20 protein-coding genes, 1 pseudogene, 1 riboswitch and 1 other annotated feature are annotated in these 23,973 nt (G+C 42.7%); of the genes and pseudogenes, 6 read left to right on the top strand and 15 right to left on the bottom strand.

What is annotated here, in order from left to right; translation table 11 throughout:
- Positions 1 to 317: 317 nt before the first annotated feature.
- From RKD52_RS03325 to murQ, 3 genes are read right to left on the bottom strand one after another with little or no spacing between them, the layout of a single operon-like run.
- Positions 318 to 1,613 (bottom strand): PTS sugar transporter subunit IIC, encoded by a 1,296-nt coding sequence (locus tag RKD52_RS03325; protein WP_454098660.1) that lies wholly within the window; start codon positions 1,611 to 1,613, stop codon positions 318 to 320.
- 36 nt (positions 1,614 to 1,649) lie between these two features.
- The gene (locus RKD52_RS03320; RefSeq protein ID WP_320154560.1) at positions 1,650 to 1,958 is read right to left on the bottom strand and encodes a PTS sugar transporter subunit IIB; all 309 of its coding nucleotides are present in this window, start codon (positions 1,956 to 1,958) and stop codon (positions 1,650 to 1,652) included.
- A 31-nt stretch (positions 1,959 to 1,989) separates the two neighbouring features.
- Positions 1,990 to 2,874 carry an N-acetylmuramic acid 6-phosphate etherase gene (gene murQ, locus RKD52_RS03315; protein ID WP_454098659.1) on the bottom strand — a complete coding sequence of 295 codons (885 nt, stop codon included), beginning with the start codon at positions 2,872 to 2,874 and terminating at the stop codon, positions 1,990 to 1,992.
- 280 nt (positions 2,875 to 3,154) lie between these two features.
- On the opposite strand from murQ, the gene RKD52_RS03310 reads away from it, so the two are divergent.
- Together RKD52_RS03310 and anmK are read left to right on the top strand one after the other, a co-directional pair.
- The gene (locus RKD52_RS03310; protein ID WP_454101126.1) at positions 3,155 to 4,717 is read left to right on the top strand and encodes a family 10 glycosylhydrolase; all 1,563 of its coding nucleotides are present in this window, start codon (positions 3,155 to 3,157) and stop codon (positions 4,715 to 4,717) included.
- A gap of 29 nt (positions 4,718 to 4,746) precedes the next feature.
- Entirely contained in the window at positions 4,747 to 5,901 is a 1,155-nt protein-coding gene (anmK, locus tag RKD52_RS03305) for an anhydro-N-acetylmuramic acid kinase AnmK (RefSeq protein WP_454098658.1), read from the top strand.
- A gap of 82 nt (positions 5,902 to 5,983) precedes the next feature.
- Here anmK and RKD52_RS03300 read toward each other — a convergent pair whose 3' ends face one another.
- A complete protein-coding gene (locus RKD52_RS03300; RefSeq protein WP_454098657.1) occupies positions 5,984 to 7,495 on the bottom strand; it encodes a PH domain-containing protein in 1,512 nt (503 codons plus the stop codon).
- Positions 7,492 to 7,986: a PH domain-containing protein gene (locus tag RKD52_RS03295; RefSeq protein WP_454098656.1), complete on the bottom strand. Its 495-nt coding sequence runs from the start codon at positions 7,984 to 7,986 to the stop codon at positions 7,492 to 7,494. Before RKD52_RS03295 ends, RKD52_RS03300 begins: the two co-directional genes overlap by 4 nt.
- 395 nt (positions 7,987 to 8,381) lie before the next feature.
- Here RKD52_RS03295 and RKD52_RS03290 point away from each other — a divergent pair, with 395 nt between their 5' ends.
- Positions 8,382 to 9,077 carry an ABC transporter permease gene (locus tag RKD52_RS03290; protein ID WP_369734324.1) on the top strand — a complete coding sequence of 232 codons (696 nt, stop codon included), beginning with the start codon at positions 8,382 to 8,384 and terminating at the stop codon, positions 9,075 to 9,077.
- Complete coding sequence (locus RKD52_RS03285) at positions 9,077 to 10,000, top strand: ATP-binding cassette domain-containing protein (protein ID WP_454098655.1); 924 nt, start codon at positions 9,077 to 9,079, stop codon at positions 9,998 to 10,000. Before RKD52_RS03290 ends, RKD52_RS03285 begins: the two co-directional genes overlap by 1 nt.
- Positions 10,001 to 10,094: 94 nt before the next feature.
- On the opposite strand, the gene RKD52_RS03280 is transcribed toward RKD52_RS03285, so the two are convergent.
- Positions 10,095 to 11,060 (bottom strand): cell wall-binding repeat-containing protein, encoded by a 966-nt coding sequence (locus tag RKD52_RS03280; protein WP_454098654.1) that lies wholly within the window; start codon positions 11,058 to 11,060, stop codon positions 10,095 to 10,097.
- A 163-nt stretch (positions 11,061 to 11,223) separates the two neighbouring features.
- Positions 11,224 to 11,481 (top strand) — a binding site (T-box leader).
- A gap of 51 nt (positions 11,482 to 11,532) precedes the next feature.
- Between RKD52_RS03280 and metG the strand changes: the two genes are divergently transcribed.
- Positions 11,533 to 13,149: a methionine--tRNA ligase gene (gene metG, locus RKD52_RS03275; protein ID WP_454098653.1), complete on the top strand. Its 1,617-nt coding sequence runs from the start codon at positions 11,533 to 11,535 to the stop codon at positions 13,147 to 13,149.
- Between the two features lie 394 nt (positions 13,150 to 13,543).
- On the opposite strand, the pseudogene RKD52_RS03270 reads toward metG, so the two are convergent.
- Positions 13,544 to 13,795, bottom strand: a pseudogene (locus RKD52_RS03270) (IS3 family transposase); the annotation flags it as partial.
- Positions 13,796 to 13,954: 159 nt separating this feature from the next.
- Positions 13,955 to 14,058: riboswitch (purine riboswitch) on the top strand.
- Positions 14,059 to 14,215: 157 nt separating this feature from the next.
- Between RKD52_RS03270 and RKD52_RS03265 the strand changes: the two are divergent.
- Positions 14,216 to 15,091 (top strand): 5'-methylthioadenosine/S-adenosylhomocysteine nucleosidase, encoded by an 876-nt coding sequence (locus RKD52_RS03265; protein WP_454098652.1) that lies wholly within the window; start codon positions 14,216 to 14,218, stop codon positions 15,089 to 15,091.
- Positions 15,092 to 15,268: 177 nt separating this feature from the next.
- On the opposite strand, the gene RKD52_RS03260 is transcribed toward RKD52_RS03265, so the two are convergent.
- The 8 genes from RKD52_RS03260 to hutI all read right to left on the bottom strand — a co-directional run bounded on the left by RKD52_RS03260 (position 15,269) and on the right by hutI (position 23,964).
- The gene (locus RKD52_RS03260; protein ID WP_454098651.1) at positions 15,269 to 16,600 is read right to left on the bottom strand and encodes an MFS transporter; all 1,332 of its coding nucleotides are present in this window, start codon (positions 16,598 to 16,600) and stop codon (positions 15,269 to 15,271) included.
- An 11-nt stretch (positions 16,601 to 16,611) separates the two neighbouring features.
- A complete protein-coding gene (gene dgoD, locus RKD52_RS03255; RefSeq protein ID WP_454098650.1) occupies positions 16,612 to 17,760 on the bottom strand; it encodes a galactonate dehydratase in 1,149 nt (382 codons plus the stop codon).
- A 17-nt stretch (positions 17,761 to 17,777) separates the two neighbouring features.
- Complete coding sequence (locus RKD52_RS03250; RefSeq protein WP_454098649.1) at positions 17,778 to 18,410, bottom strand: bifunctional 4-hydroxy-2-oxoglutarate aldolase/2-dehydro-3-deoxy-phosphogluconate aldolase; 633 nt, start codon at positions 18,408 to 18,410, stop codon at positions 17,778 to 17,780.
- A gap of 26 nt (positions 18,411 to 18,436) precedes the next feature.
- Positions 18,437 to 19,390 (bottom strand): sugar kinase, encoded by a 954-nt coding sequence (locus tag RKD52_RS03245; protein WP_454098648.1) that lies wholly within the window; start codon positions 19,388 to 19,390, stop codon positions 18,437 to 18,439.
- 31 nt (positions 19,391 to 19,421) lie between these two features.
- Entirely contained in the window at positions 19,422 to 20,168 is a 747-nt protein-coding gene (locus tag RKD52_RS03240) for an IclR family transcriptional regulator (protein WP_454098647.1), read from the bottom strand.
- Between the two features lie 891 nt (positions 20,169 to 21,059).
- Entirely contained in the window at positions 21,060 to 21,704 is a 645-nt protein-coding gene (locus RKD52_RS03235; protein ID WP_454098646.1) for a nitrite reductase, read from the bottom strand.
- Positions 21,705 to 21,767: 63 nt separating this feature from the next.
- A complete protein-coding gene (hutG, locus tag RKD52_RS03230) occupies positions 21,768 to 22,709 on the bottom strand; it encodes a formimidoylglutamase (RefSeq protein ID WP_454098645.1) in 942 nt (313 codons plus the stop codon).
- The gene (gene hutI / locus RKD52_RS03225) at positions 22,681 to 23,964 is read right to left on the bottom strand and encodes an imidazolonepropionase (protein WP_454098644.1); all 1,284 of its coding nucleotides are present in this window, start codon (positions 23,962 to 23,964) and stop codon (positions 22,681 to 22,683) included. The genes hutG and hutI overlap by 29 nt, the downstream gene beginning before the upstream one ends.
- Positions 23,965 to 23,973 lie beyond the last annotated feature (9 nt).

The following is a 23,973-nucleotide window of genomic DNA, read 5'->3' as shown; positions in this document are numbered from 1 at the left end:
GAGCAGTAAACATAAAAATAAAAGGCCTGACTTTTTCTTATCTCTAAACTTGCCTTCAATTAATACAAGAATTAACACAAGACCTGCACTTATCCCAATTGTATTTATAAGAAGCAAAGACAGTCTTTCATCCATTCCCAGTCCGATTAACAGCGGATTGACAATAAGGTTCAGGGCAAGAACAAAACAAAAAAATAGGAAAGCACTTTTATATGAAAAAAAATGAATTTTATGCACTGGCTTCATGGCGATCTTCCTCTTTTCCAATGAATAAAGGGAGTCTGGGACTCTAAGTGATCCAAACTCCCTTTACACTCTTATAGGGCAATTTTTTTACTGTCTGCAGTCACTTCATTATCAACCGTTTCCATTGCAAGAAGTTTCTTATCGTACATCTTAAAGAATGGTAAATAAACGATAACTGAAATAGCGATATTTGTCAGACAAAGAACAATCGCTCTCCAGTCTCCACCTGTCGAGAGGTATGCGCCTATTGGTGCCGGTAATGTCCATGGAACCATCACATAGGTGGGACTTACAAGTCCAATAGACGTAGCAACGTAGGCAAGAGTGGCACCAATTAGTGGTGTGATTACAAACGGGATAATTAAAATTGGGTTTAAGACAATCGGCATCCCGAAAATAACTGGTTCGTTAATGTTAAAGATACTCGGAACAATTGTCGCCTTACCCATTGCTTTACTGTAGCTTGATTTTGCTGTCAGCAGCATGGCAATGACTAAACCAAGGGTAGCTCCAGATCCTCCAATCCAAATGAACCATTGAAAGAACGTTTCAGGAGCAACGTGAGGGATTGCCTTGCCAGCAGCAACTGCTGCAGAGTTATTCGCTAAATAGACTTCCCAAACCGGACGTGCAACGGCTCCGACAACAGATACTCCATGAATACCAAATGACCAGAAAAACGTAATCAAAAATACCGGAACCAGTACTCCTGGCAACGTATCCCCTGCGCTGACCAATGGTGCTACAGCTTTATCTACTAGAGAATGCATGTCAACATCAAGAACAACTGTGATAATTGTCATAACAACCAATACGATTGTTACCGGGATTAATGCCTCGAACGAACGTGCCACAGACGTTGGAACAGAATCAGGCATTTTAATCGTGATGTTTTTCGTTTTACAAAGGCGTAAAACTTCTACAGCAAAAATGGATACAAGCATCCCGACGAAAAGTCCGTGTCCGCCAAGGTTTACCATCGGCAATACAAAACCGACACCCTCCATCGTGTTAATTCCAATCGTGAAGAGAAATGCTGCCAGTGCAAGCAGTCCGCCCGACAAAGGATCGATTTTATAACTTTGGGCCAAACTGTATCCTATACCAAACGTGATATAGAGTGTCATAATATACATCGTTAAACGATATGGAATCAATATTTCTGCGATGTGTTTTGCCGCCCACTCACCTACAGCAGTATCTGCTGACACTGGCGGAAAAGCGATCAGAAGGAAAAGACTTCCGAAAATAATAAACGGCAAAGCAGATACTACTCCATCACGAATTGCTCTGAGATGCTTTTGCTCAGACAATTTGGCCATTGGTGTCGATAAATTATTCTCTAAAAAAGACACGAATTTTTCCATACATTTTTCCCCCTTTGATTGAAGAGTTTTAATAGATTATTTTTGAACTGTCTCAGTGATGATTTTTAATAATGCTGGTCCACCGAGTGGGCTGTATGCTTGAGCCGGGATGATTCCACAAGGAATGCCTGCTTCGTCAGCAGATGCTTTGAATCCGTCAAAACGGTGTTTTACCTGTGGTGCTACCATTGCTACATCCCATCCGTTTTTAACCTCCGAATCAAATTCCTGCGTGCCTACGGCTAATACTTCAATAGGTTGTCCCTTCTTCTCTCCCTCTTTCTTTAGGGCGTTTACAACGATTGCGCTAGACATTCCACCTGAACAAACGAATAATACTTTCATTTTTATTCCTCCTAAAATTTAGTAATGAAATTTAAATCGCCTGTCTTATAAAACCTTGTGCGGTCCTTAAACGATTGGATGCTTCTTCATATGAAAGATTTGTTAAGATCATAACGATTGCAATCTTCGGTTGTGATTGAGCTTTTTTTAGATATTCTTCTGCGACTTCATAACTACATTCAGTCGCGTCCATAATTATGCGTTTCCCACGCTCTACTAATTTTTCATTTGTAAGCTGCAAGTCTACCATCAAGTTTCCGTAAACTTTGCCTACACCAACCATGGAAGCTGTAGACAGCATGTTGCAAACAAGCTTTTGTGCAGTGCCTGCTTTCAGTCTGGTTGAACCAGTCAACACCTCTGGACCATTAACAACTTCGATAGCAATGTCAGCTATTTTACCGATTTCTGAGTCTTTGTTGCAGCTTAACGAGATTGTTTTTGCCCCAATTTGTGCAGCATATTTCAAACCGCCGATTACATATGGCGTCCTGCCGCTGGCGGCTATCCCCACCAAAACGTCTTTATCAGTCAACTGAATTCGCTTTAGGTCTTCGAGGCCGAGTTCCAAACTGTCTTCTGCACCCTCAACGGCTTTAATGAATGCGTTTTCTCCGCCTGCAATAAGTCCTACCACTTCACTCGGGTCCGTATTAAACGTTGGCGGACATTCTACTGCATCCAATAGACCAATGCGTCCGCTGGTCCCTGCCCCAAGATAGATCAGCCTTCCATGCTGCTTCTTGGCTTCAATGATCGCATCTACAGCTTTTGCAATCTGAGGAAGCTCTTCTCTTACACAAGCAGCTACTTTACTGTCTTCTTCATTCATCACTTCAAGAAATTCAAGCGTTTTCATTTCATCTAAACGCATTGTTTTTTCATTACGACGTTCGGTCGTTAAATGATCTAGCATACTATCATCACCCTTTTTATCAACAGATATGGAAACGCTTTAATATATGAAAATATAACACTTCTAAAAATAATTATCAATATAGTATATACATTTTTAAAAAAAAATTTTAGAATAATGTAGTAGAATTTTCTAAAAATCTCTTTTTCTTGAAAATAATAATGTGATTTTCTATATCGATTATTTGTTAACGCTTACAAATAATTTATATAAATAATTTAAAGGGGTTGTACGGATTATGGGTATGCAAAGGGTAAAAAGAAAAGCAGGTTCACTCGCGATGGCTGCAATTATAGGAGGTTCTCTTCTCCTCCCCTCTCACTCAGCTGCAAGCACAGAGTCACGATTGATTCCAGAAAACACTGTGCACTTAAAAGAAGAATTGCGGGCAGCATGGATGGCAAGTGTACTGAATATAGACTGGCCATCAAAACCGGGATTGCCTATTGAAACTCAGAAAGAAGAATTCATACGATATTTGGATGAACAAGAAGCAATGGGGATGAATGCAGTCGTCATGCAAATTAAACCAACGGCTGATGCGTTTTATCCATCTGAGTACGGGCTTTGGTCTGAGTATCTGACTGGAGTTCAAGGCAAAGATCCTGGCTACAATCCGCTTTCATTCATGGTTGAAGAAGCACACAAACGGAATATGGAGTTCCACGCCTGGTTTAATCCTTACAGAATTACAATGTCATTAGGCAAACCAGCTGAATTATCAGACATTGGAAAACTGCACAAGGACCATCCTGCCAGAAAGAATCCTGAGTGGGTTATTCCATATGGGCAACAATTGTATTTTGACCCGGGCCATCCTGAAGTCCAGCAATTTGTAATCGATGGAATATTGGAAGTCGTAAAACAATATGATATTGATGCTGTGCATATGGACGATTATTTTTATCCATATAAGATTGCTGGAGTGCCGTTCCCCGATCAAGCTTCCTATCAAAAATACGGTATGAGTCAGTTTTCTAATGTTGAAGACTGGCGTCGCAGTAATGTTAATAACTTAGTAAAGGACATCAATCAAGCTATTAAAACTGAAAAACCCTATGTCAAATTTGGGATAAGCCCATTTGGTGTGTGGCGCAATAAATCAGTTGATCCAACCGGATCTGATACACAGGCAGGGCAGACAAATTATGATGATTTATATGCTGATACCAGAACGTGGATCAACAATGGCTATATAGATTACATAGCACCCCAGCTGTATTGGAATATAGGCCTCCCTGTTGCAGATTATGCCAAGCTCCTTGATTGGTGGACACAAGAGGTTAAAGGAAAAAATGTTCACCTATATATTGGACAAGCAACCTATAAAATAAATACAGTGTCTAACGGTGTACAAAACTGGTTTAATCCAGAAGAAATGCCAAATCAGATTAAGCTGAATCGAACTTACAACGAATTTGATGGAAGTATGCATTTCAGCGCGAAAGATTTGCGTAAAAATCCACTTGGCATCGCAGACCGCCTAACAGCAGATCTTTATAAGCAGCCTGCTCTGGTTCCGCCGATGGCATGGATAGACGACAAGCCGCCCCATGCTCCGAAAGTGAAGCAGGCTAAGCAACACCCAGGTGGCATACAACTCATGTTGGAAACCCATGAGCGCAGTGATGCATCCTATTATGCCATCTACCGTTTTGAAGGAAAAAAACGTGGAAATGTAGAAGATCCTAAAAATCTAATAGCCACTGTGCGCAAGGAAATGGACCATCAGATCTTCACTGATAAAACAGCAGTAAAAGGACGGTCATATACATACGCTGTAACAGCTCTTGACCGGACCCACAATGAAAGCAAACCCTCTGGACCAATACATGTGAAATAAAAATTAACGTAAGAAAGCAGGTAAATAAAATGTACATTGCAGGATTAATGTCAGGTACATCTTTAGACGGAATAGATGCTGCACTCGTTAAGGTTTGCGGCAGCGGACTTGACACTGAACTGGAAATAATGGAGTTCATTACTTATCCCTTTCCAAAAGACATTGAATCAGAAATCATCCAATCTTTATCAGTTGAGAACTCTAATGTTCAGCTGATTTGCAGTTTAAATTTTAAATTAGGGAAGTTATTTGCTGAAGCAGTAAAGGAAGTATGTAAAAAAGCGAATCTTCCATTGGAAAAACTAGATCTCATTGGTTCTCATGGCCAAACCATTTATCATCAGCCGCAAAAAGAAAACCAATTCATACCGTCTACCCTTCAGATTGGAGAAGCTGCTGTCATAGCCCACGATACAGACACAATGGTCGTATCCAATTTCCGTACCATGGATATGGCCGCCGGAGGGCAGGGTGCACCTCTAGTTCCCTACACCGAATATATTCTTTATCGGAGTGAGACAAAGGGAAGACTTCTCCAGAATATTGGAGGAATAGGAAATGTTACGGTTCTTCCAAGAGGGGCGTCATTAGGTGATATGGTAGCGTTTGATACAGGACCGGGAAACATGATCATCGATGAAGTGTGTCGCCAATTGTTCGGGGTGAATTATGACAAGGGCGGTAGGATTGCAAAGCAGGGAAAAGTGAATGAGGAGCTGTTATCCTATTGTATGAACCACCCATACATTATGAGCGCTCCTCCAAAATCGACCGGAAGAGAACTGTTTGGAAAACAATACGTCATGAAACTCTTAGAAGAATTTAAAAACCTCTCAAAAGAAGACATAGTCACAACTGTTACCATGTTTACCGCAAAATCTATCGTTGCGAATTACCAGGCCTATGTTTTCCAAAAGACCAAAATAGATGAGGTGATTATAGGCGGAGGCGGCAGCTACAACCACACACTATTGGAAATGATGCAAACCCTTCTTGGAAGCTCCGTTAAAGTGATGACTCAAGAAGAATTGGGTTATTCATCGGAATCAAAAGAAGCAGTGGCCTTTGCTCTTCTTGCAAATGAAACGTACAACGGAAATGCAGGTAACGTCCCATCTGCTACAGGTGCTAAACAGGCTGTTATCCTCGGAAGTTTAACATATCCTCCTAAGGGCAGAAAATAAATTCAGTATGACATGACGCTTTATCCATTCAAGATAAAGCGTCTTTTTATACACTAAAATGATCGCTTCAGCAACCTGGAAATCACTCAACCTCGATCTCTCTTCTCCGCTCCATATACCACTTGTATAGCGAGGCAGCCATCTCCAACGGCACATCACTGACACCGGCATGACGGACCGGCTTAGCCCGGTTGATGGTTCCGATCGATGCGAGGCCGGCCATTTTCTGCAAGATGTTCCGGGTTACTTTTACTTCAATGATTTTATCTCGTTTGGAAACGAATAAACACGTAGTCAGACTGCCGGTTTTGAATTGGACGAAGCGATCGTTCAACGTGTAGCGTGTATTTAAAAAGTCGAGCACCCTTATTCCTTTGATCGTGATGAACAGGACAGCGGATAATATCCACCAAGCTTGTTCCATACCAAGAACGGCCGGTTTGAAATAAAAGAGGGCGGCCGTTGCTGTGATCCAGATCCAGCTCGGCTTAAACATACGGACCCAAAGGGATTTGACTGGCAGGCGAGTCATCTTTGATGTTACCTCATAAGTAGGCAAAATTTCAGATATCATTTCATATGCCCTTTTAACAGGCAAAAATGGATAGAGAGAATTTATCTCAAGGGTATCTTCGCCAAGACTCAGACTGCCTGCACTTATCAGTTTTACTTCTGCAAGTCCTAGCAAGCGTTTCATGATGGATTGATTGATTTCGATCGCCTGCACCTTATCTTTGGATATGGAAAAGGTTGTTTCTTCGATGATACCTTTCGTAATGTAGATGCGTTCATTGTCTGAAGAGATGTGATATTTCCCGTATTTTAAGAATGTCCGCACAATGCCGAAAACTGCTGAAGCAGCAACGAGTATGATGGTGATGACTATAACCAGCCATGCAGAGCTCATGACAGCAGAGAATAGACCTTCTGCTTCTTCTTTCACATGAAAAATCTCATCGATTTTGAAATAAAAAGAGCCGATTATAGGAACAAGCACCAAAAAGCTAAGTGATGTAAAGGATGCTTTTAAAATGGACAATTTGGAAGGTTTAAAATGAGTGGTTCGATTCAAACTCACTCTTTCCGTTTCTTTTTGAGAAGATAATTCGATATTGGCAACGTCAGGAGAGACCGTGGTCGGCCCGCTGTGATCTGCCCTTGCTATATGGGCTTCGATTCGTTCTGAATCTAATTGAGAAATCACTTCAAATTTCACCCCAGCTTCCTCCCCTGTCATTCCCGTTTCAAAACTGGTCGACGTTACATGGAACATCCTGTGAAATAAAGAGGTATGCCGATTCACATTTTGAATGCTCGAAAAGGGGATGGTTCGCTCTGATTTACTGAAAATCCCATTATAAAGGTGAAAAGATTGATCATCCAGTTTGTATTTGTGAGTAAACCACTTCAAGATGATGGAAATAAAGATGATTCCAAAGACCGCGAAAAAAAGAAGCCTGCCATACTCTACAAAAGCAGATTCTGAATCAGCTTTAATAATGAACAAGTAAACAACAAAGAAAATGGAATTCTTGACCAGTTTCCATAAGCGAAAAAGAACAAGCAGTGGATGATATCGTGTCGTCTCTGTCATGATTCGATTTCCTTAATCTTTGCGTAACGGGCAATCTGATGTCTCAATGAAGCAGCTACCTCTTTGGAAAGAGCGGGAATTGTATGGGATGATCCCGTCGTTTCAATAGAAATTGTGCAGAGTCCGTATCTTCTGAGTAACGGACCTTGTTTGGTTGCTACCGATTGGATTTTTGTCATTGGGACTAGCTGATGCTCTTCAAATAAGACGCCGGACTTTACTTGCAAAAACTCTTCATCTACATCGTAGCGCCAGTTTTTATACAGCAAAAACGGGTTGATGCATGACCAGACAGAACCTATTACAGAAATCACTGTTAAGCCGATCAGAATCCAGCCAATCCATTCTTTCCATGAAAAGCGGTAATCCAGGTAAAACAATAGTCCAAGGATCATGAATCCAATAAGGTTCGTGATTGCTTCACTAATAAGCCAAACTTTAACCGCATCCTTGGATAATCTTTTTTCAGGTGCATTCATTTGAGTATACATAAATAGTCACTTCCTAAATGTCTAAACTTTTTTGTTTTCAGGAGAAAAAACCTCTGCTTCCACTCCATTTCCACCATCATTCTATCTCTTTATTCTTATCCTCTTCGAAACACATCCTTATTTTTTACTTAATTCCTATTTTCTTCTAGTAAATACGTGAAGGCAGTCGGCTTATTCCATCTTTGAAGACGCTATCATATGAAGGCTTTTGTTCAAGAACCACTCTGTTTATGTCCTCATCTCTTTTGCTTGATGCTTTGTGAAATGAATCATCTGCAAAGCAGGATCCCAAAAATGCACTGCCCCCGTGTTTTTTACAATTTAAGGTAAGTTTAAGCCGTTGTTTGTTTTAGGTTAATTTTTTCGTTGTATGATGAAAAAAAAGGAGGATTATCATGATTGCCATTTGCAGAAGAGAATTTCTTAGCTTATTTAAAAGTATGAAGTCTGTCATTTTCATCCTGATTATAACCGGGATGACATTTTTGATAGGTGATGTAATGTCCGGCATTCCCCCTCAGGAACTAGAAGAACTCGGTCTTAAAAATGGATACATATCAGGCCTGATGTTCTTAATGTATTTTTTTGGACCGCTGTTTGTAACAAGTCTCTCCCACGACATCATTAATAGGGAAACCCAGAGCAGAACAATGAGATTTCTGATAACAAAAGTAAAACGGGATGACATTGTGCTCGGCAAGTTCTTTGGAATAACAGCTTTCTGGACTGCCTGTCTGTTTGCAGCACTGGTGCTGATTTCGATCTTTACTCAATCATTTTATCTTCTTCCTTTTATTGAAAACATCGTTTTCTTGTCCTATTTCATCGCACTGAGCCTGCTGATGAGCATCATAATCGGCCGCCCTGCCCTGACGATGTTTTCAGGAATCATATTGAGCATAGCTCTGCCGGTAATCGGAATATGGGGCCTTGTGAGTGACAGCAATATGATTATTAATATCCTGAGTGTTTTTACGCCCTACTATTTCTTCAGTTTTACAGACACTCCGGCTCTCAGTTATTTAACGCTTATTTTAACCTTGCTTATGGTGATGGGATCGGTCATTATCTTCAGAAAGAGGGATTTTTAATGAACGTGATTGAAACGAAGTCTCTGACAAAGAAATATGGAGCAACTACAGTCGTTAACGACATTTCATTAACAATTGAAGCAGGAGAGATTTTTGGATTTCTTGGTACAAATGGCGCCGGTAAATCAACATTTATTAATATGATAACTGGCATCATCCTGCCTACTTCCGGTGAATACAAGCTTCTCGGTTCAGGCATGGACGAGATAGAAAAAATGAAAGACAAAATTGGCGTCCTTCCTGATTATTCATCCTTTTATGATGACCTATCCCCTTTGCAGCACCTGGAGTTTTATTCGAGCATCCTTAAGACGAAAAAAAGCAGAACTGATTTACTCCATCTGCTGAATCGCGTCGGTTTAAGTGAGGCAGCTCACAGGAAAACCAAGAAATTTTCTTTTGGGATGAAAAAAAAGCTGGGAATTGCGCAGGCCCTCATTAATGATCCTGACCTTATCTTTCTGGACGAACCAACCTCAGGTGTAGATGCGGAATCCATCCTTGACATACACTCGCTGATTCTTGAACTCCATAAAGAAGGAAAAACCATTTTCATGACGTCCCATAATCTTGACGAGGTAGAAAAAATCTGCACAAAGATCGGCATTATGAGAGACGGCACGATCAGCAGTCTTGGTTCGATGGACCAGCTGAAAAAGCAGCATCAAAAAGCGTACAGAGTATCAATCAAACTAAGGCAGGATATAGGCAGCAAAAAGACCGTGCTGAAGAAAGTCCTTTCAGGCATGGCTGATGATATTGTGTATACGAATGAATATGTCCATTTTACAGTAGCAGAAGAACATAAAATTTCAGCCGTCATCCGTGCCATGATTATCTCTGATCTTGATATCTTACGTGTTGAAGTAGAGGAGCCCACTCTTCAGGATATCTTTCTTCGTAAGGAACAGAGCGTTGTTTAGGGGGATAATTGCCCAATGAAATGCTTTTTTCTATAAAAAATAAAAAATGACACTTAAAAAAGCCCTGATTCTTAATCAGGGCTCTCACTCATTCTTATTGAAACAGTTTCGCAACCGTGCTGTCAGGCAGTGCTTTTACTCCGCCGACAATTTCATATTCTTCAACCAGATCAGAATAATACTGAACAGTCTCTTTTGTCGTTGTTTTTGGCTCATTTGGATCAGTTAGAATGATACCGTTCGACCAGCCTGCTGCAAGTGCAGAAGCAGACAGGGCATCAGGGAAATCAGCGCCAGTAGCGATGAACGGATAGTCCATGTCATAGATTCCTTCCTCAAATGCATAATCTACAATCTGAGTGTTTGTTGTATAACGGTTGCTTCCGCCAAGTCTGGTCATATCCGGAAGGGATGCAGCTGCTTTAGCAGAAACGACTGAAGATCCGCCCGCAACAATGGAGTAGTCCGCACCAGCTGTTTTCACATACGTCTTAACAACGCCCGGAAGATCAGCGCTGCGCGTTAGAAGAATTGGAGCTCCAATGATTCCTGCAACAGGAGCGATGGAAAGGGCATCCGGATAATTTTCACCAGAAGCTACAACGATTCCGCCATCAACTCCTACTTCTTTTGCCACTTTTACAGATGTTTCGTATCTGTCATTTCCAGCGATTCGGACAATTGTTTTTACTCCGTTATTTTTCAGTTGAGTTTCAACATCAGCTGAAATAACGCCAGTTCCGCCAATCAGATAAACCTTTGTTACGCCAAGGTCTTTTAATTTTGCCAGCACTTTTGTTGGTACAGCCTTTGTGTCTGTAAGAAGAAGCGGAGCCTCGTGCTTCACAGCAAGCGGAGTCGCACTCAGTGCATCCGGATAATTTCTTCCAGTAGCAAGAACAGCCACATCTGACTCAAGCCACTCATCAGCAAGCGCCACTGATGTGTCAAAGCGGTTTTCTCCCGCATAGCGGTAAGTAGGCGCTGTTTCTGCTGCACTTACTTGGGCAAACGGAAGGCTTAAAGCAAATAACGCAGATAGTACAATCGTTTTTTTCATGTAAAGATCCCCCTGTATTTAATCTATCAAACTTCTCTATTATACTTTTTGAAAGAATAAAACGGAATGCAATATATTACAATTTTTTACATAAAAAGTCTAAAATTTTTCGACAAATCCCCCCCTTTACAATCTTCCTTCTTTTGGATAAAATGAGAACAAATGAAAAGCGATGAGAAGGAAAAGTACATGCAGGGACACCTCCAAAGAGAGCTTCGGCAGCTGAAAAGAAGCGTGGCAGCCCGCACGGAAAATGACCTTTGAGCTTCACACCGAACGTGCACGTGCACAAGTAGACTGTGACGTGGTTGCCGACGTTACAACGGCATACGTATCAGGCTTTCATGCCCCGTACGGACAAAGGCAGGTCAATTGACCTGTAAACTAAGGTGGTACCGCGACTTCAAACCTCGTCCTTAGACTGTTTCAGTCTATGGACGGGGTTTTTTTGCGTGGAAAAGGAGGAAAAATAATGAGTATTTTTATTGGAGGAGCTTGGCCGTATGCAAATGGATCCCTGCATATCGGACATATTGCCAGTCTTTTGCCGGGTGATCTTCTGGCCCGCTATTACAGGCTTAAAGGAGAAAGGGTACTGTATGTTTCAGGGAGTGACTGCAATGGAACACCTATTTCAATCAGAGCCAGACAGGAAAACGTGGAGGCAGCTGTTATTGCAGACCGCTATCACCAGGAATTTTCCGATTGTTTCAGAAGACTTGGCTTTACGTATGACTGCTATACACGAACAGATGCGCCCCATCACCACAGGACCGTCCAGGAAATTTTCCTTTCTTTACTTGGGAACGGGGCTCTTTACGAAAAAGAAACCCGGCAGGCATACTGCGGACATTGTGAACAGTTTTTGCCCGACCGGTATGTGGAAGGCGTTTGTCCCTCCTGTTCATCGCGGGCCCGGGGAGATCAGTGTGACGTGTGCTCTGCCATTCTCGACCCGCTTGATCTGATTGACAAAGAATGCAAGCTTTGCGGGCATGAGCCTGAAGCCAGAGAAACCGCCCACTATTATTTCAGTCTTGCTTCCCTTCAGGGAGCGCTGGAAGAGTATGCTCTCGAAAACGGTTCAAATTGGCGGGAAAATGCGGTGAATCTCACAAAACGATACCTGTCAGAAGGCCTTCAGGACAGGTGTGCCACACGTGATCTGCCGATTGGCGTGCCGGTTCCGGTCAAAGGCTATGAAAAGAAAAAAATCTATGTCTGGATCGAGGCGGTATCAGGCTATCTATCTGCAAGCAGGCTCTGGGCGGAAGATAACGGAGAGAACTGGAAAGACTTCTGGAATGATGATGCTTCCTCTTACTACGTTCACGGCAAGGATAACATTCCGTTTCACACCATCATCTGGCCTGGTATCCTTACAGCCCTTGGCGGACTGAAACGGCCTGAGCATATCATCTCCAGTGAGTATGTAACCCTTGAAAAAAGAAAGCTGTCCACCAGCCAGAACTGGGCTGTCTGGGCGCCTGATCTTCTTGAACGCTATCATCCCGATTCCATCCGCTATTTCCTGACGATTAACGGTCCGGAAAAAAGAGACACCGATTTTTCGTGGAGAGAATTTATCCATTCTCACAACGGAGAGCTGCTTGGAGCTTTTGGAAATCTTGTAAACCGGACGTTAAAGTTTATTGAAAAGTCATTTGATGGAACGATTTCAGGATCAGCTGATCAAGGGATTGAACAGGAAATGAAGGCTCTCTATTATCAGACAGGAGCACTGATAGAAAGCGGTCAGTTCAAAGCCGCGCTTGAAACCATTTTCGCTTTCATCCGGCATTTGAATAAATACTTTGATGAAAAGAAACCATGGATTTCAGTCAAGCAAGATAAAGAAGACTGCCAAAAAGTACTTTTCACCTGTACGCTGGCCATTGCCAACTTGTCGGTTATCCTGCAGCCTTTTCTGCCTTTTTCCTGCCTCAAATTACAGGAGACATTGAACCTATCAGCAGAAGCATGGACATTTTTAGAGCAGCAGTCATTTACCGTTCAGGATGTGAACCCGCTGTTTGAACGGATTGATCCAGAGAGGATTGGAGAGGAAACAGAAAGGCTTAAAAAGTAACATTCTACGCAGCACAAAGGAGAATGGCGCCCTTATGCGACGCTATCCTTTGAAAAGTGGCGGCACTTCGGGGAATGGCACCACTAATGGGGACTCTACCCCTTGAAAAGTGGCTCCACTACGGCGAATGGCGCCACTTATGGGGACTCTACCCCTTGAAAAGTGGCTCCACTACGGGGAATGGCGCCAATAATGGGGACTCTACCCCTTAAAAAGTGGTTCCACTACGGGGAATGGCGCCACTTATGGCGACGCTACCCCTTGAAAAGTGGCTCCACTACGGGGAATGGCGCCACTTATGACGACGCTACCCCTTGGAAAGTGGCTCCACTACGGGGAATGGCGCCACTTATGGCGACGCTACCCCTTGGAAAGTTGGTAGGTCAACACTAAACTAGACAGTTTTTTTAAGGTGTCTTTGTTTGTATTCATTCGGGCTTATGTAACCTAATGTTCTGTGGATTCGAACATCATTAAACCAATGAACGTGCTGATTAAATTCGTGTGTTAACTCTTCTAAACTGGCAAAATGACGACGTTTTACAAACTCTGTCTTGATGATTTTGAACGTGGCTTCAGCTACCGCATTATCGTAGGGGCAGCCTTTCATACTTAGTGATCGTTTGATTCCAAACGTCTCTAAAGCGTCGATGTCGTTGATATTTTGTGATACAAGTTCAAAGGTATAGCTATTTCGTCTTATATTTACTGACAGCCTTTAAATACGAACATAAATAAAGAAAATACATAAAATGTTCGTTTTTTACTTGTATCTCTCACATCAGTCTGCTATATTAGTAAAGTATTAGTCTTATTTATCATTACTCGTATATGCTCGGTAATATGGTCTGAGTGTTTCTACCTGGTTCCCAATAAACGAACCGGACTACGAGTTAAAGTAACCAGTCGCCCTGATTTTTCAGCTGCATTACTGGTTAATGCAGCATTGTGTTTTTGCTGCATTATTCATACTTTGGCTCACTATGGTCCGGAACGTAGAATCACGTCTACTTCTGGACCATTTCTTTTTGACCGAGTAAATCAAACAACAAGGGAGACTGTCTAAATGGTAAACGCAAAACTGAAAAAGTATGCTTTCTTAGCAATACTTGCTGTCCTATTCACCTCTGTACTGGCCGGCTGGAACGATTCACAAAAAGCTGCACCTGGAAAAGAAAAAGCACGCCCGATTATTGTACAGGGACCAATGCCCATAGAAGCAGAGAACTTTGCAAAACGCTTAAAAAATGTTAAAGAAGAAAAATCCGGAGATTTCGTTTTCTATAAAGGGACGCTCGACAAGTATCCTGTAATCGTTGTAAAAACAGGTAAAGGGATGGAGAATACGGCAGCAGCCACTGCAATCGCCATTGAAAGATACAACCCCATTGCCATCATCAATCAAGGAACTTCAGGAGGACATGATCCAAATCTACATGTTTTCGATATTGTCCTGGGAAAAAGAACGGTAAACCTGGGTTCTTTGAAAACAGCAGATAAAGAAGCTGGACAAGGAATTGATCCAACAGCATGGAAACCTATGGATTTAATGGCTTCTGAAGGTAGTGCAGGAGAAGATCCGAATGCTGAAAAAGCCCGTTACTACGAGGGTGACAAGGAGCTGCTTGCAGCTGCCCATGAAGTGAAGGATATGTATACAAAGGGAAAAATTGTTGAAGGTACGATTGGTTCGGCAGATGTTTGGAATAACGAAGTCGATCGCATTGAATGGTTTCACTCGAAGTTTGGTACATCTGTGGAAGAGATGGAAGGAGCATCTGCAGCACAAATCGCTAAATCTTACGACGTTCCTTTCCTAGGTATTCGTGTTCTATCGAATAATAAAGTAAATGGCGGGAAATACAACCCAAATACGGCAGCTGCCAATCAAGATTATGTCTATGAAGTTGTAAAACAATATATTACTGCTAAATCCAATTAGGTTATTTCTTACGGTGACTATCTTCTGCATAACGGATACCATAAATAAGGTGCACGTTATTACCCTCATCGCGGAAATCATGTTTAAAAAACAAGACAGCAAACACTGTTTACATGTTTGCTGTCTAACGAACTTAGGGTCAGGCACCAATGTTATTGAATATAACGATTTATTAAGTTATGCAGATTCATAACCTTTTAAAGATTCTTCTTTTACTTGAATCCGCTCAACTTTTCCAACTAAGAAAATGTAAGATAAAGCTCCCATCAGAGTAACAATGGCGATAAAGGTAAGTGCAGGAGCGAAATTTCCTCCTTTCGCCAAAAAACCAATTACAATAGGAATAATGATAGATGCCGTACCGCCAATGAAGTTAAACACTCCTCCAGCTATTCCAACGAGCCGTTTTGGTGCCAACAGTGAAACAAACACCCAGGTAATTGACGCGAAACCGTTACCAAAAAAAGCTATACACATAAACATGATGACTAGATTCGTATTTTCCACATAGTTTGCTCCTATTATAGAGGTGGCCAGCAGTAACCCAGTAATAACAGGCACTTTTCTAGCAACGTTGTCAGAAATTCCTTTTTTCACAAGAAAATCAGACAAGAATCCAGAAGATAATACACCTACAAATGCTGCTAAAAATGGTAATGAAGCTAGTAAGCCGGTTTTTACAAACGTTAAACCTCTGTACTCAACAAGGTACGTGGGAAACCAGGTTAAGAAAAACCATAGTGTTGATGCCACTGCAAATTGTCCGATGTAAATACCCCATAACTTCCTGCTTTTTAACACGATTGCAAAGTCTTTTAATCCTATTGTAGATTTTACAGAATTATCATCTGCAATAGCATCAAAGATTGCCCCGCCCTCACGAATATAATCTAGTTCTTGTTTATTAACCTTTTTACTGTGCTGAGGATCACGATAAAGTAAATACCAGAGAATTGCCCAAAAAATTCCTATAATTCCTGTAATAATAAATAGGCCCCGCCAGCCAAACCATTGTTGTAAAAAAATTAAGGCTGGAGTTAAAAAGGCCAATCCTATAAACTGTCCAGAGGTATAAATCGCAACAGCTCTAGCCCTTTCTTTTTCCGGAAACCAGCTGGCCGCTACTTTACTGTTTGTCGGGAAAGCTGGTGCCTCAAACGCTCCCAATCCAACGCGAAGTAAGATAAATCCGGAGAAGCCGTTTACAAACCCCTGCAGTAAAGTTGCTATAGAGAATCCAGCAATGCCTATGGCATGGGTTTTTCTGTTTCCCAGCTTGTCCAGTATCCATCCACCAGGTATTTGAAGAGCACAATAGGTCCATCCAAACGCCGAAAATATAAGTCCCATCTGCACAGGGTCTAAATCTAGTTCCTTTGAAATAAATGGGGCAGCTACTGCAATATTGCTTCGATCCATGTAATTAATAATGACGGTGATAAACAACATAAAAACAACACCATACCGCACTTTTGTCATTCTCTTGCTCACTTTAACCACCCGCTTCATCCGTATTTATTTTACCACTCTGCGATACTTCCATCAGTATGTCTCCATACTGGATTTCTCCAATTATGACCGATTTCTGCCATCTTCCTCACATGATCTTCGTTAATTTCAATTCCTAAACCAGGACCTTCAGGTATTTTCACGTAACCGTTTTCATATTTGAATACACGATTATCGACAATGTAATCCAGTAAATCGCTGCCCTGATTATAATGAATGCCAAGACTCTGTTCTTGAATAAACGCATTGTGACACGTAGCATCAACTTGAAGACATGAAGCTAATGCTATTGGCCCTAAAGGACAGTGCGGAGCTGCAGCAACATCAAATGCTTCAGCCATCGAAATTATTTTTTTGCATTCTGTAATACCGCCTGCATGGGATAAATCCGGCTGAATAATATCTACATAACCATCCATTAATAGGTTCTTAAATTCCCATCTTGAAAACATTCTTTCACCTGTTGCAATCGGTATATTGGTTGCCCGAGCAATCTCCCTTAACGCCTCATTATTCTCCGGAAGCACTGGCTCTTCGATGAACATCGGCCGGTAAGCTTCAAGTTCTTTTGCTAATATTTTAGCCATTGGTTTATGTACACGACCGTGAAAATCAATACCTATTCCGACATAAGGTCCGGCAGCTTCACGAACAGCAGCAATACGTTCGACTGCCTGATCAATTTTTTCATAGGAATCAATGATCTGCAGTTCCTCGGTTCCATTCATTTTTATCGCAGTAAATCCGGCTTCAACAGCTGCCTTTGCTGATGATCCCACTTCAGCAGGACGATCTCCGCCAATCCATGAGTAAACACGAATAGAATCCCTGCATGCTCCTCCTAATAGCTGATGAACGGGAGCATTATAAAATTTTCCTTTTATATCCCAAAGAGCTTGATCGATTCCTGCAATTGCACTCATAAAGATAGGGCCGCCCCTATAAAAACCTGAGCGATACATATAATTCCAATGATCTTCAATTCTTAACGGATCTTTTCCAATCAAATACTCCATTAATTCTTTTACTGCTGTTCCTACCGTCTCAGCTCTCCCCTCAATAACAGGTTCGCCCCATCCTATAATTCCCTCATCTGTTTCAATTTTTAAAAACAACCATCGCGGCGGTACTTGAAACAATTCATAACTAGTAATTTTCATAATAAATACTCCCCTTTTTAGTTGTTTGATTTTACAGCTGAAACAAATTGTTTCGCTTTTTCTGTTAATTGCACTAAATATTCATCTGTTACCTCATGGTTTGTATTCACGAGAGCGCTTCCAAGTCCACAGCCAATAGCACCCGCTTTCATAAATGCCTGAATATTGCTTAAATCAACACCGCCTGTTGGAAGTAATGGAATTTGCGGAAGAGGTCCCCGTATATCTTTTATGAAACCAGGTCCTAAAGCAGCAGGGAAAACTTTAATAATATCTCCTCCATTTTCATAGGCTGATAGAATCTCAGTCGGAGTAAACGCACCCGGAATGCTTACCGCCCCGTATCTCTTTGTCATGTTAATCGTTTCAATATTGACAGTAGGAGACAAAATAAAACTAGCTCCCGCTAAGATAGCGGCACGGGCCGTTTCAGGATCCAAAACTGTTCCTGCCCCAATTATCACTTGATCTCCCAGTTCATCTGATACCTTTTCAATCACAGATAAAGGTTTTGGAGAATTCATCGTAATTTCCAAAGCGCCTACTCCGCCTTCATGAAGTGCTTTTGCAATCTTTATCACATCATTTGGATTTGCACCGCGGATAATAGCTACAATTTTGTTTTCTAGAATGCTTGACAATGTATTCATAGAGATTATGGTCCTCCTCTTTCTATTTAACGTGTAACATCATCTGAACCCGGCAACTTAGTATACGCTTCCAATATTTCTCGGTCAGGCAGCCCCTCGATATCTCCGCTAACAGTCGTTACTAAAGCTCCAATGGCACAGCCTCTCTGCACACACTTCTCAAGAGGAAGCCCATCCAATAAACCTGAAATCACACCAGCTGCAAACCCGTCACCTGCACCGACTGGATCCACTACTTTTTCCACTTCAAAGCCTTGTACATATCCTTTTTCAGCAGAAGTCGAATAATAAGCTCCTTTTTCTCCACGTTTGATGATAACGGTTGCAACTCCATGATTATGAAATAGCTCAGCTATTTCTTCACAATCCTCTGTTCCAAACAAAAATTCTCCTTCATTAATGCCCGGGAGTACAATATCTGCTTTTTCTGCTATTGCCAAAAGTGTTGTTCGAGCTTCTTCATCGCTCCATAATTTACGGCGAATATTAGGGTCAAAGACAATCTTTTTCCCGTGTTTCTTTGCTACCTCGATAGCATAGAAAATGCTATCGAGGCAAGATTGACTTAGTGCTGGAGTAATACCTGTTATGTATAGGTATTTCGCGCTTGCGATATACTCTTCTTTAATATGACTAGGATCCAGAAAACTGGCCGCAGAATATTTTCGGTGGTAGTAAATTCGAACATTTTTTTCATTCAGCATCTCTTTAAAAAAGATACCTGTTGGTGCATTTTTGTCAGTGGTGACTTGACTTGTATCGACTCCTTCAGCCCTGACTGCTGAAAGGACGAACGATCCAAATTCATCCTTCCCTACACGACTGATCCATCCTGTCTTGTGACCGAGCTTTGCCAGCCCGATCAATGTGTTAGTTTCGGCACCAGCCATTTTTGACGAGAAATTCCTGGCGTACCTCATCTGCCCTTGTGTATCCGGAGTAAACAAAACCATCGTTTCTCCCATACTCACTACATCCATACTGTGCCTCCTTTTCTATCTCTTGCAGCTCTTATGAATGCCCAATGCTTTTGGAGATTTTCTTTGATGTTTGAAGAAGTTTATCCGCTATGAACTCCTTGCGGCTGATCATTCTTTCTTTCGGCCCGGCTACACTAATGGCTGCTTGAATGGTATGATCTGCACCGAAAATGGGTGCTGCTAAACAATATAAACCCTCTTCATTTTCCTCATCATCAATGGAGTATCCCAAACCTGCAAACCTTTTCAATTCCTTCTCTAATTCTTGGCGATCCGTGATTGTATTTTTTGTAATAGGGGAAAGTTCAGCATAGTCCAAAATAGCATTTTTCTCATTCTGGGGCAGGAAAGCCAGAAATACTTTGCCTAGTCCCGTGCAATATAAAGGTTTCCGGTAACCCGGTTGAGCGGTTGTTCGAATAGACCGATTATTGTCTATCTTAGCCACGTAAACTAACTCTTTTTCAGATAATACAGCCATGAATACTGTTTCCTGCACATCTTCCATCAGTTTTTTAAGATGTGGTGTTCCTTGAGAAGAAATGTCCAGAGATTCCATTGCAAGCGTTCCAAGCTGAACCAGTTTAGGCCCTAATTTATATCGTTTAAGGGAATCTTGGGTTAGATATCCTTCCTCAAAAAGAGTACCAACTAAATTAGATGTACTGCTCTGTGGGAACGAAAGATTTTCACTAATTTCTTTAATGGTTAGACCTTCTGGGTGATGAGCTACTAATTCAAAGACTCTTAATACTCGTTCTGCAGATTTTACTGACATGTCATACCCCCTAAATCATATATGTGATTTTAAATCATATATGTGATTTAATATTTTTATAATACCATATCATAATACCCTATACAATTATTTTATTTTTGCTTAGGCATGTAATGGGCGCTAGTGTCGTTTTCTAAATTGAGAGCATGAATTAAAGAAAAGAGAGCTTTGTCTACAGCAGGAACTGTATCTATTCTTGTTATCCACGGTGGTTTGTCTACACACCGATTGCAATTATTTTTCCAATAGAAAATTCGATATTCCGCCGTCCAAAGTTTCAAAATGGATATGCTATGAATAGAGTAAATGATAAAAACGTATTCGATTAATCAGAGGGATATCAATGAAACTAGGAGGATTGTCGCAGCAGCACTACACCATAACTGAATGGATCACCAGAGTTTTTACAGCAAACATGATCTGGCTATCGTCTACTAAACACTCAATCTATTTGCAATTAATGACCCAGCTGGTCTCCGGAGAGAATTGGGGAGGAAACGTAAAAGCTTAAAAAGTGACATTCTCCGCAACACAAAAGAGAATAGCGCCACTAACGTGTACGCTACCCCTTGAAAAGTGGCTCCACTTCGGAGAATGGCGCCACTTATGACGACGCTACCCCTTGGAAAGTGGCATCACTACCTGGGATGGCGCCACTTATGCAGGCACTTTCCCCTAAAAAAGGCACCACTTCGGTAAATGGCACCATTTATGCGGACACTTTCCCCTGAAAAGTGGCACCACTTTAGGAAATAACGCCAAATTGTGAAAGATCCCCCTTTTGTATGTGGCAGTACTAAAAAGCCTTATATTCAGAAAAAACTCCGAACTCATTCCAGTCCGGAGTTTCCTGATGCAATCCGCTTTTACACGCCTCAATAAAGGGGATATTTATACTTTAAAAACCTCAAACGAAGCTTCCCCTCTCAGCTTCTCCACCCCGTACCGTTTCAAGAACTTCGCAAAATACTCCCGCTTTTTTCCGTTTGCCGCGTAAATGTCAATGATCTTCTCAACAGCAGAGTACAGCTGCGCGGGTGTGAGTCCTTCGAACAGCAGCGTGCCGGTCTGGGCATTCATGCCTTTTGCCCTGCCGCCGACGTACAGGTCGTAGGTATCTTTCATTTTAATCACGCCGATGTCGTTTACGAGAGGCTCACCACAGGCATTCGGGCATCCGGTGTAGGCTGCTTTGAGCGGAAACGGGACCGGTTTTCCCTGTATTCTTTCGTTCAGTTCGATTGCGGTGGGCATTCCTTCCTCTTCAGCGCCTTTGCAGAAGTTGCAGGTGCGCAGGCTTTTGACAAAGCTGCCGACGGGATACCACTGCAGACCGCAGAGCTGAAAGGCTGTTTTGGCTTCCTCCAGCCTGCTTTCAGGAATGTCGAGATAGAGCTGCTGAAAGGTTGTGAGCTCAAGTTCCTGGTCCTCTTCCATATAGGCGGCAAGCGTCAAAAGCTGCCTGGCGGTCAATTTGGCCCCGAAGCCGATTCCTCCATTCACCGCCAATTTTACGGTTTTTTCTTCTGTGATCAAAAGCTGCACACTCCCCCGTTTTCTTTTAAGTATACCTTTCTGTCAGAAAAGTGTGAACAACTATTACCGGGTTTGATAGCCTGACAGAAACGTTAAGATGGCATGGGCAGCGAGTCTGCTCGTCATATCCCTGAAGTCGACGGCGGGATCAATTTCCACAATATCAAGGGCCTTCACCTGAGGCGTTTCCCCAAGAAAACGCATGGCTTCAATCAGCATCCTTGCATCCATTCCGCCCGGACCAATCGCCGGACACCCCGGAGCAAACGCCTGATCCATGACATCCATATCAAGAGATACGTAGATTTGGTCTGTTTCTTTGAGCAGTTCGTGAACGGCTGCCTCCAAGATTGGCAGAATGCCGGTTTCATAGACATCCTGCATCGTATAAATGCGGACGCCATGCTGTTTTCCGTAATCCGTGTAGACTTTGCCATTAGAAAAATTGCGGATTCCGATTTGGTGGAGATGCTTCCCTTCAAGGACGCCTTTTTCAATCAGCTGTCTGAAGGGCGTTCCGTTGGACGGGCCTCCATCATCAAGGTTCCTGAGATCGTGGTGGGCATCAAATTGGATGATCCCCGCTTTGCCCCTTGTCTCTTTAAAGCTTTTAAAAAGAGGGGCCGTGACCGAATGATCCCCGCCAAGGAAGATTGGAAGAATATCAGAGTACCTGTTCAGAATGCCTGCTGCTGTTTCTTCGATTCGTCTGATTGAATCTGACAGGTCGGTTACATGCATGGTGATGTCCCCGAAATCTGTGATTCGCTGTATATCCATATCATCCTGGATGGAATATGTGGTAAAAGCGTTCATCATTTTCCGGATTGTCTGCGGCGCAAAGGATGCGCCGGAGTGGCTGATTGACGGTTTTGACAGGGGGACTCCGATCAGACCGATGCCTGAAGCGTCTCCCTCTTTCCATTTTTCAAGCAGCTTTCCGGCCTTGGTAATGCCTCTGTCTGTAAATCCTGCTTCATGTGAAAGATAGGGAAGCCCGCTCATGACAGTCCCCCTTTTCATACACGACAGCGCCTTTTTTTATCACGGTCCCTACATGGTTCACGCCAAAATGGTACGGAATGTACTCATAGTTATCTGCGTTCCAGATGACAAGGTCAGCTTGCTGCATCGGGGCAATCACGCCTCTCTGTCCGCCGAGACCAATGGCATGGGCGGCATTTACCGTGACCGCATTCCAGATTTCCTTCACTGTCATTTTGTACATGACGGCTGCAAACGACATGATCAGCTGCAGGTTTTCAGTCGGGCAGCTGCCTGGATTAAAATCTGTTGCAAGGGTCACCGCAACACCCTCATCAAGCATCTTCCGCGCCTTGGCATGATCCGGTTTGTTCAGGTAAAAAGAGGTTCCCGGAAGAAGACAGGCGATGACGCCGGTCTCTGCAAGACGCTTAATGCCCGTGTCAGAAGCGCCTACCAGATGCTCGGCACTGACAGCGCGGAGCTCTGCGGCAAGCTCTGCCCCGCCTAACGGGTCAATCTCGTCTGCATGAATCTTAAGCCCGAATCCCTTCTGTTTAGCCTTTGTTAAAAAGGCACGGGACTGTTCGATTGTGAACACACCTGTTTCACAAAAAATATCCACAAATTTGGCAAGCTCTTCTTTTTCAATGACATCTAGCAGCTGGAACATTTCGTCTAAGAACACCTCAGGCTGATCCCTGCGCTCTGCAGGAATGGCATGGGCGCCGAGAAACGTGGAAACGACGTCGACAGGATGTTCCGCGTTTAGCTTTTTGGCCGTCCTCAGCTGTTTAAGCTCCGCATCGGCTTGAAGCCCGTACCCGCTTTTCGCTTCAACCGTAGTTGTTCCGTATGACAGCATTTCATTCAGGTGCCCGGCTGCTTTTTTATATAGATCCACCTCGTTTGCGGCTCTTGTTTTTTCAACAGTCGAAAGAATCCCCCCGCCCCGCTTCAGGATTTCCAGGTACGGCATGCCCTGCTGCTTGAGGCCCATCTCGTGCTCACGGGATCCTGCAAAGACAAGGTGGGTATGCGGGTCAATGAGACCGGGAGTGACGAGGCGGCCGCCGCAGTCAATCCGTTTGTCCGCCTCCCAGTCCGCTGCCGCAGATGATGGTGCAATCTCCGCTATCTTGCCGTCTTTAACAGCGACTGTCATGTTTTCACGAACAATCAGCTGATCCATTTCTTTTCCGCAGAGCGGTCCTTCTTTTCCATAATCCATTGTCAGGAGCTGGCCGATATTCTCAAGTATTAAGTCGAATTGCATAAAGCCTCC

Source organism: Metabacillus sp. SLBN-84, assembly GCF_053629595.1.
This window is presented reverse-complemented; position numbering and strand designations above follow the sequence as displayed.

Excerpts from the sequence above, each read along its gene's own strand:
- RKD52_RS03290 (WP_369734324.1), top strand. The coding sequence starts at position 8,382 with ATGATTGCCATTTGCAGAAGAGAATTTCTTAGCTTATTTAAAAGTATG.
- RKD52_RS03300 (WP_454098657.1), bottom strand. The coding sequence starts at position 7,495 with ATGACAGAGACGACACGATATCATCCACTGCTTGTTCTTTTTCGCTTA.
- RKD52_RS03265 (WP_454098652.1), top strand. The coding sequence starts at position 14,216 with ATGGTAAACGCAAAACTGAAAAAGTATGCTTTCTTAGCAATACTTGCT.
- RKD52_RS03240 (WP_454098647.1), bottom strand. The coding sequence starts at position 20,168 with ATGTCAGTAAAATCTGCAGAACGAGTATTAAGAGTCTTTGAATTAGTA.
- RKD52_RS03245 (WP_454098648.1), bottom strand. The coding sequence starts at position 19,390 with ATGGATGTAGTGAGTATGGGAGAAACGATGGTTTTGTTTACTCCGGAT.
- RKD52_RS03260 (WP_454098651.1), bottom strand. The coding sequence starts at position 16,600 with ATGAAGCGGGTGGTTAAAGTGAGCAAGAGAATGACAAAAGTGCGGTAT.
- RKD52_RS03285 (WP_454098655.1), top strand. The coding sequence starts at position 9,077 with ATGAACGTGATTGAAACGAAGTCTCTGACAAAGAAATATGGAGCAACT.
- dgoD (WP_454098650.1), bottom strand. The coding sequence starts at position 17,760 with ATGAAAATTACTAGTTATGAATTGTTTCAAGTACCGCCGCGATGGTTG.
- RKD52_RS03250 (WP_454098649.1), bottom strand. The coding sequence starts at position 18,410 with ATGAATACATTGTCAAGCATTCTAGAAAACAAAATTGTAGCTATTATC.
- RKD52_RS03325 (WP_454098660.1), bottom strand. The coding sequence starts at position 1,613 with ATGGAAAAATTCGTGTCTTTTTTAGAGAATAATTTATCGACACCAATG.
- hutG (WP_454098645.1), bottom strand. The coding sequence starts at position 22,709 with ATGAGCGGGCTTCCCTATCTTTCACATGAAGCAGGATTTACAGACAGA.
- metG (WP_454098653.1), top strand. The coding sequence starts at position 11,533 with ATGAGTATTTTTATTGGAGGAGCTTGGCCGTATGCAAATGGATCCCTG.
- hutI (WP_454098644.1), bottom strand. The coding sequence starts at position 23,964 with ATGCAATTCGACTTAATACTTGAGAATATCGGCCAGCTCCTGACAATG.
- murQ (WP_454098659.1), bottom strand. The coding sequence starts at position 2,874 with ATGCTAGATCATTTAACGACCGAACGTCGTAATGAAAAAACAATGCGT.
- RKD52_RS03320 (WP_320154560.1), bottom strand. The coding sequence starts at position 1,958 with ATGAAAGTATTATTCGTTTGTTCAGGTGGAATGTCTAGCGCAATCGTT.
- RKD52_RS03295 (WP_454098656.1), bottom strand. The coding sequence starts at position 7,986 with ATGTATACTCAAATGAATGCACCTGAAAAAAGATTATCCAAGGATGCG.
- RKD52_RS03280 (WP_454098654.1), bottom strand. The coding sequence starts at position 11,060 with ATGAAAAAAACGATTGTACTATCTGCGTTATTTGCTTTAAGCCTTCCG.
- RKD52_RS03310 (WP_454101126.1), top strand. The coding sequence starts at position 3,155 with ATGGCTGCAATTATAGGAGGTTCTCTTCTCCTCCCCTCTCACTCAGCT.
- anmK (WP_454098658.1), top strand. The coding sequence starts at position 4,747 with ATGTACATTGCAGGATTAATGTCAGGTACATCTTTAGACGGAATAGAT.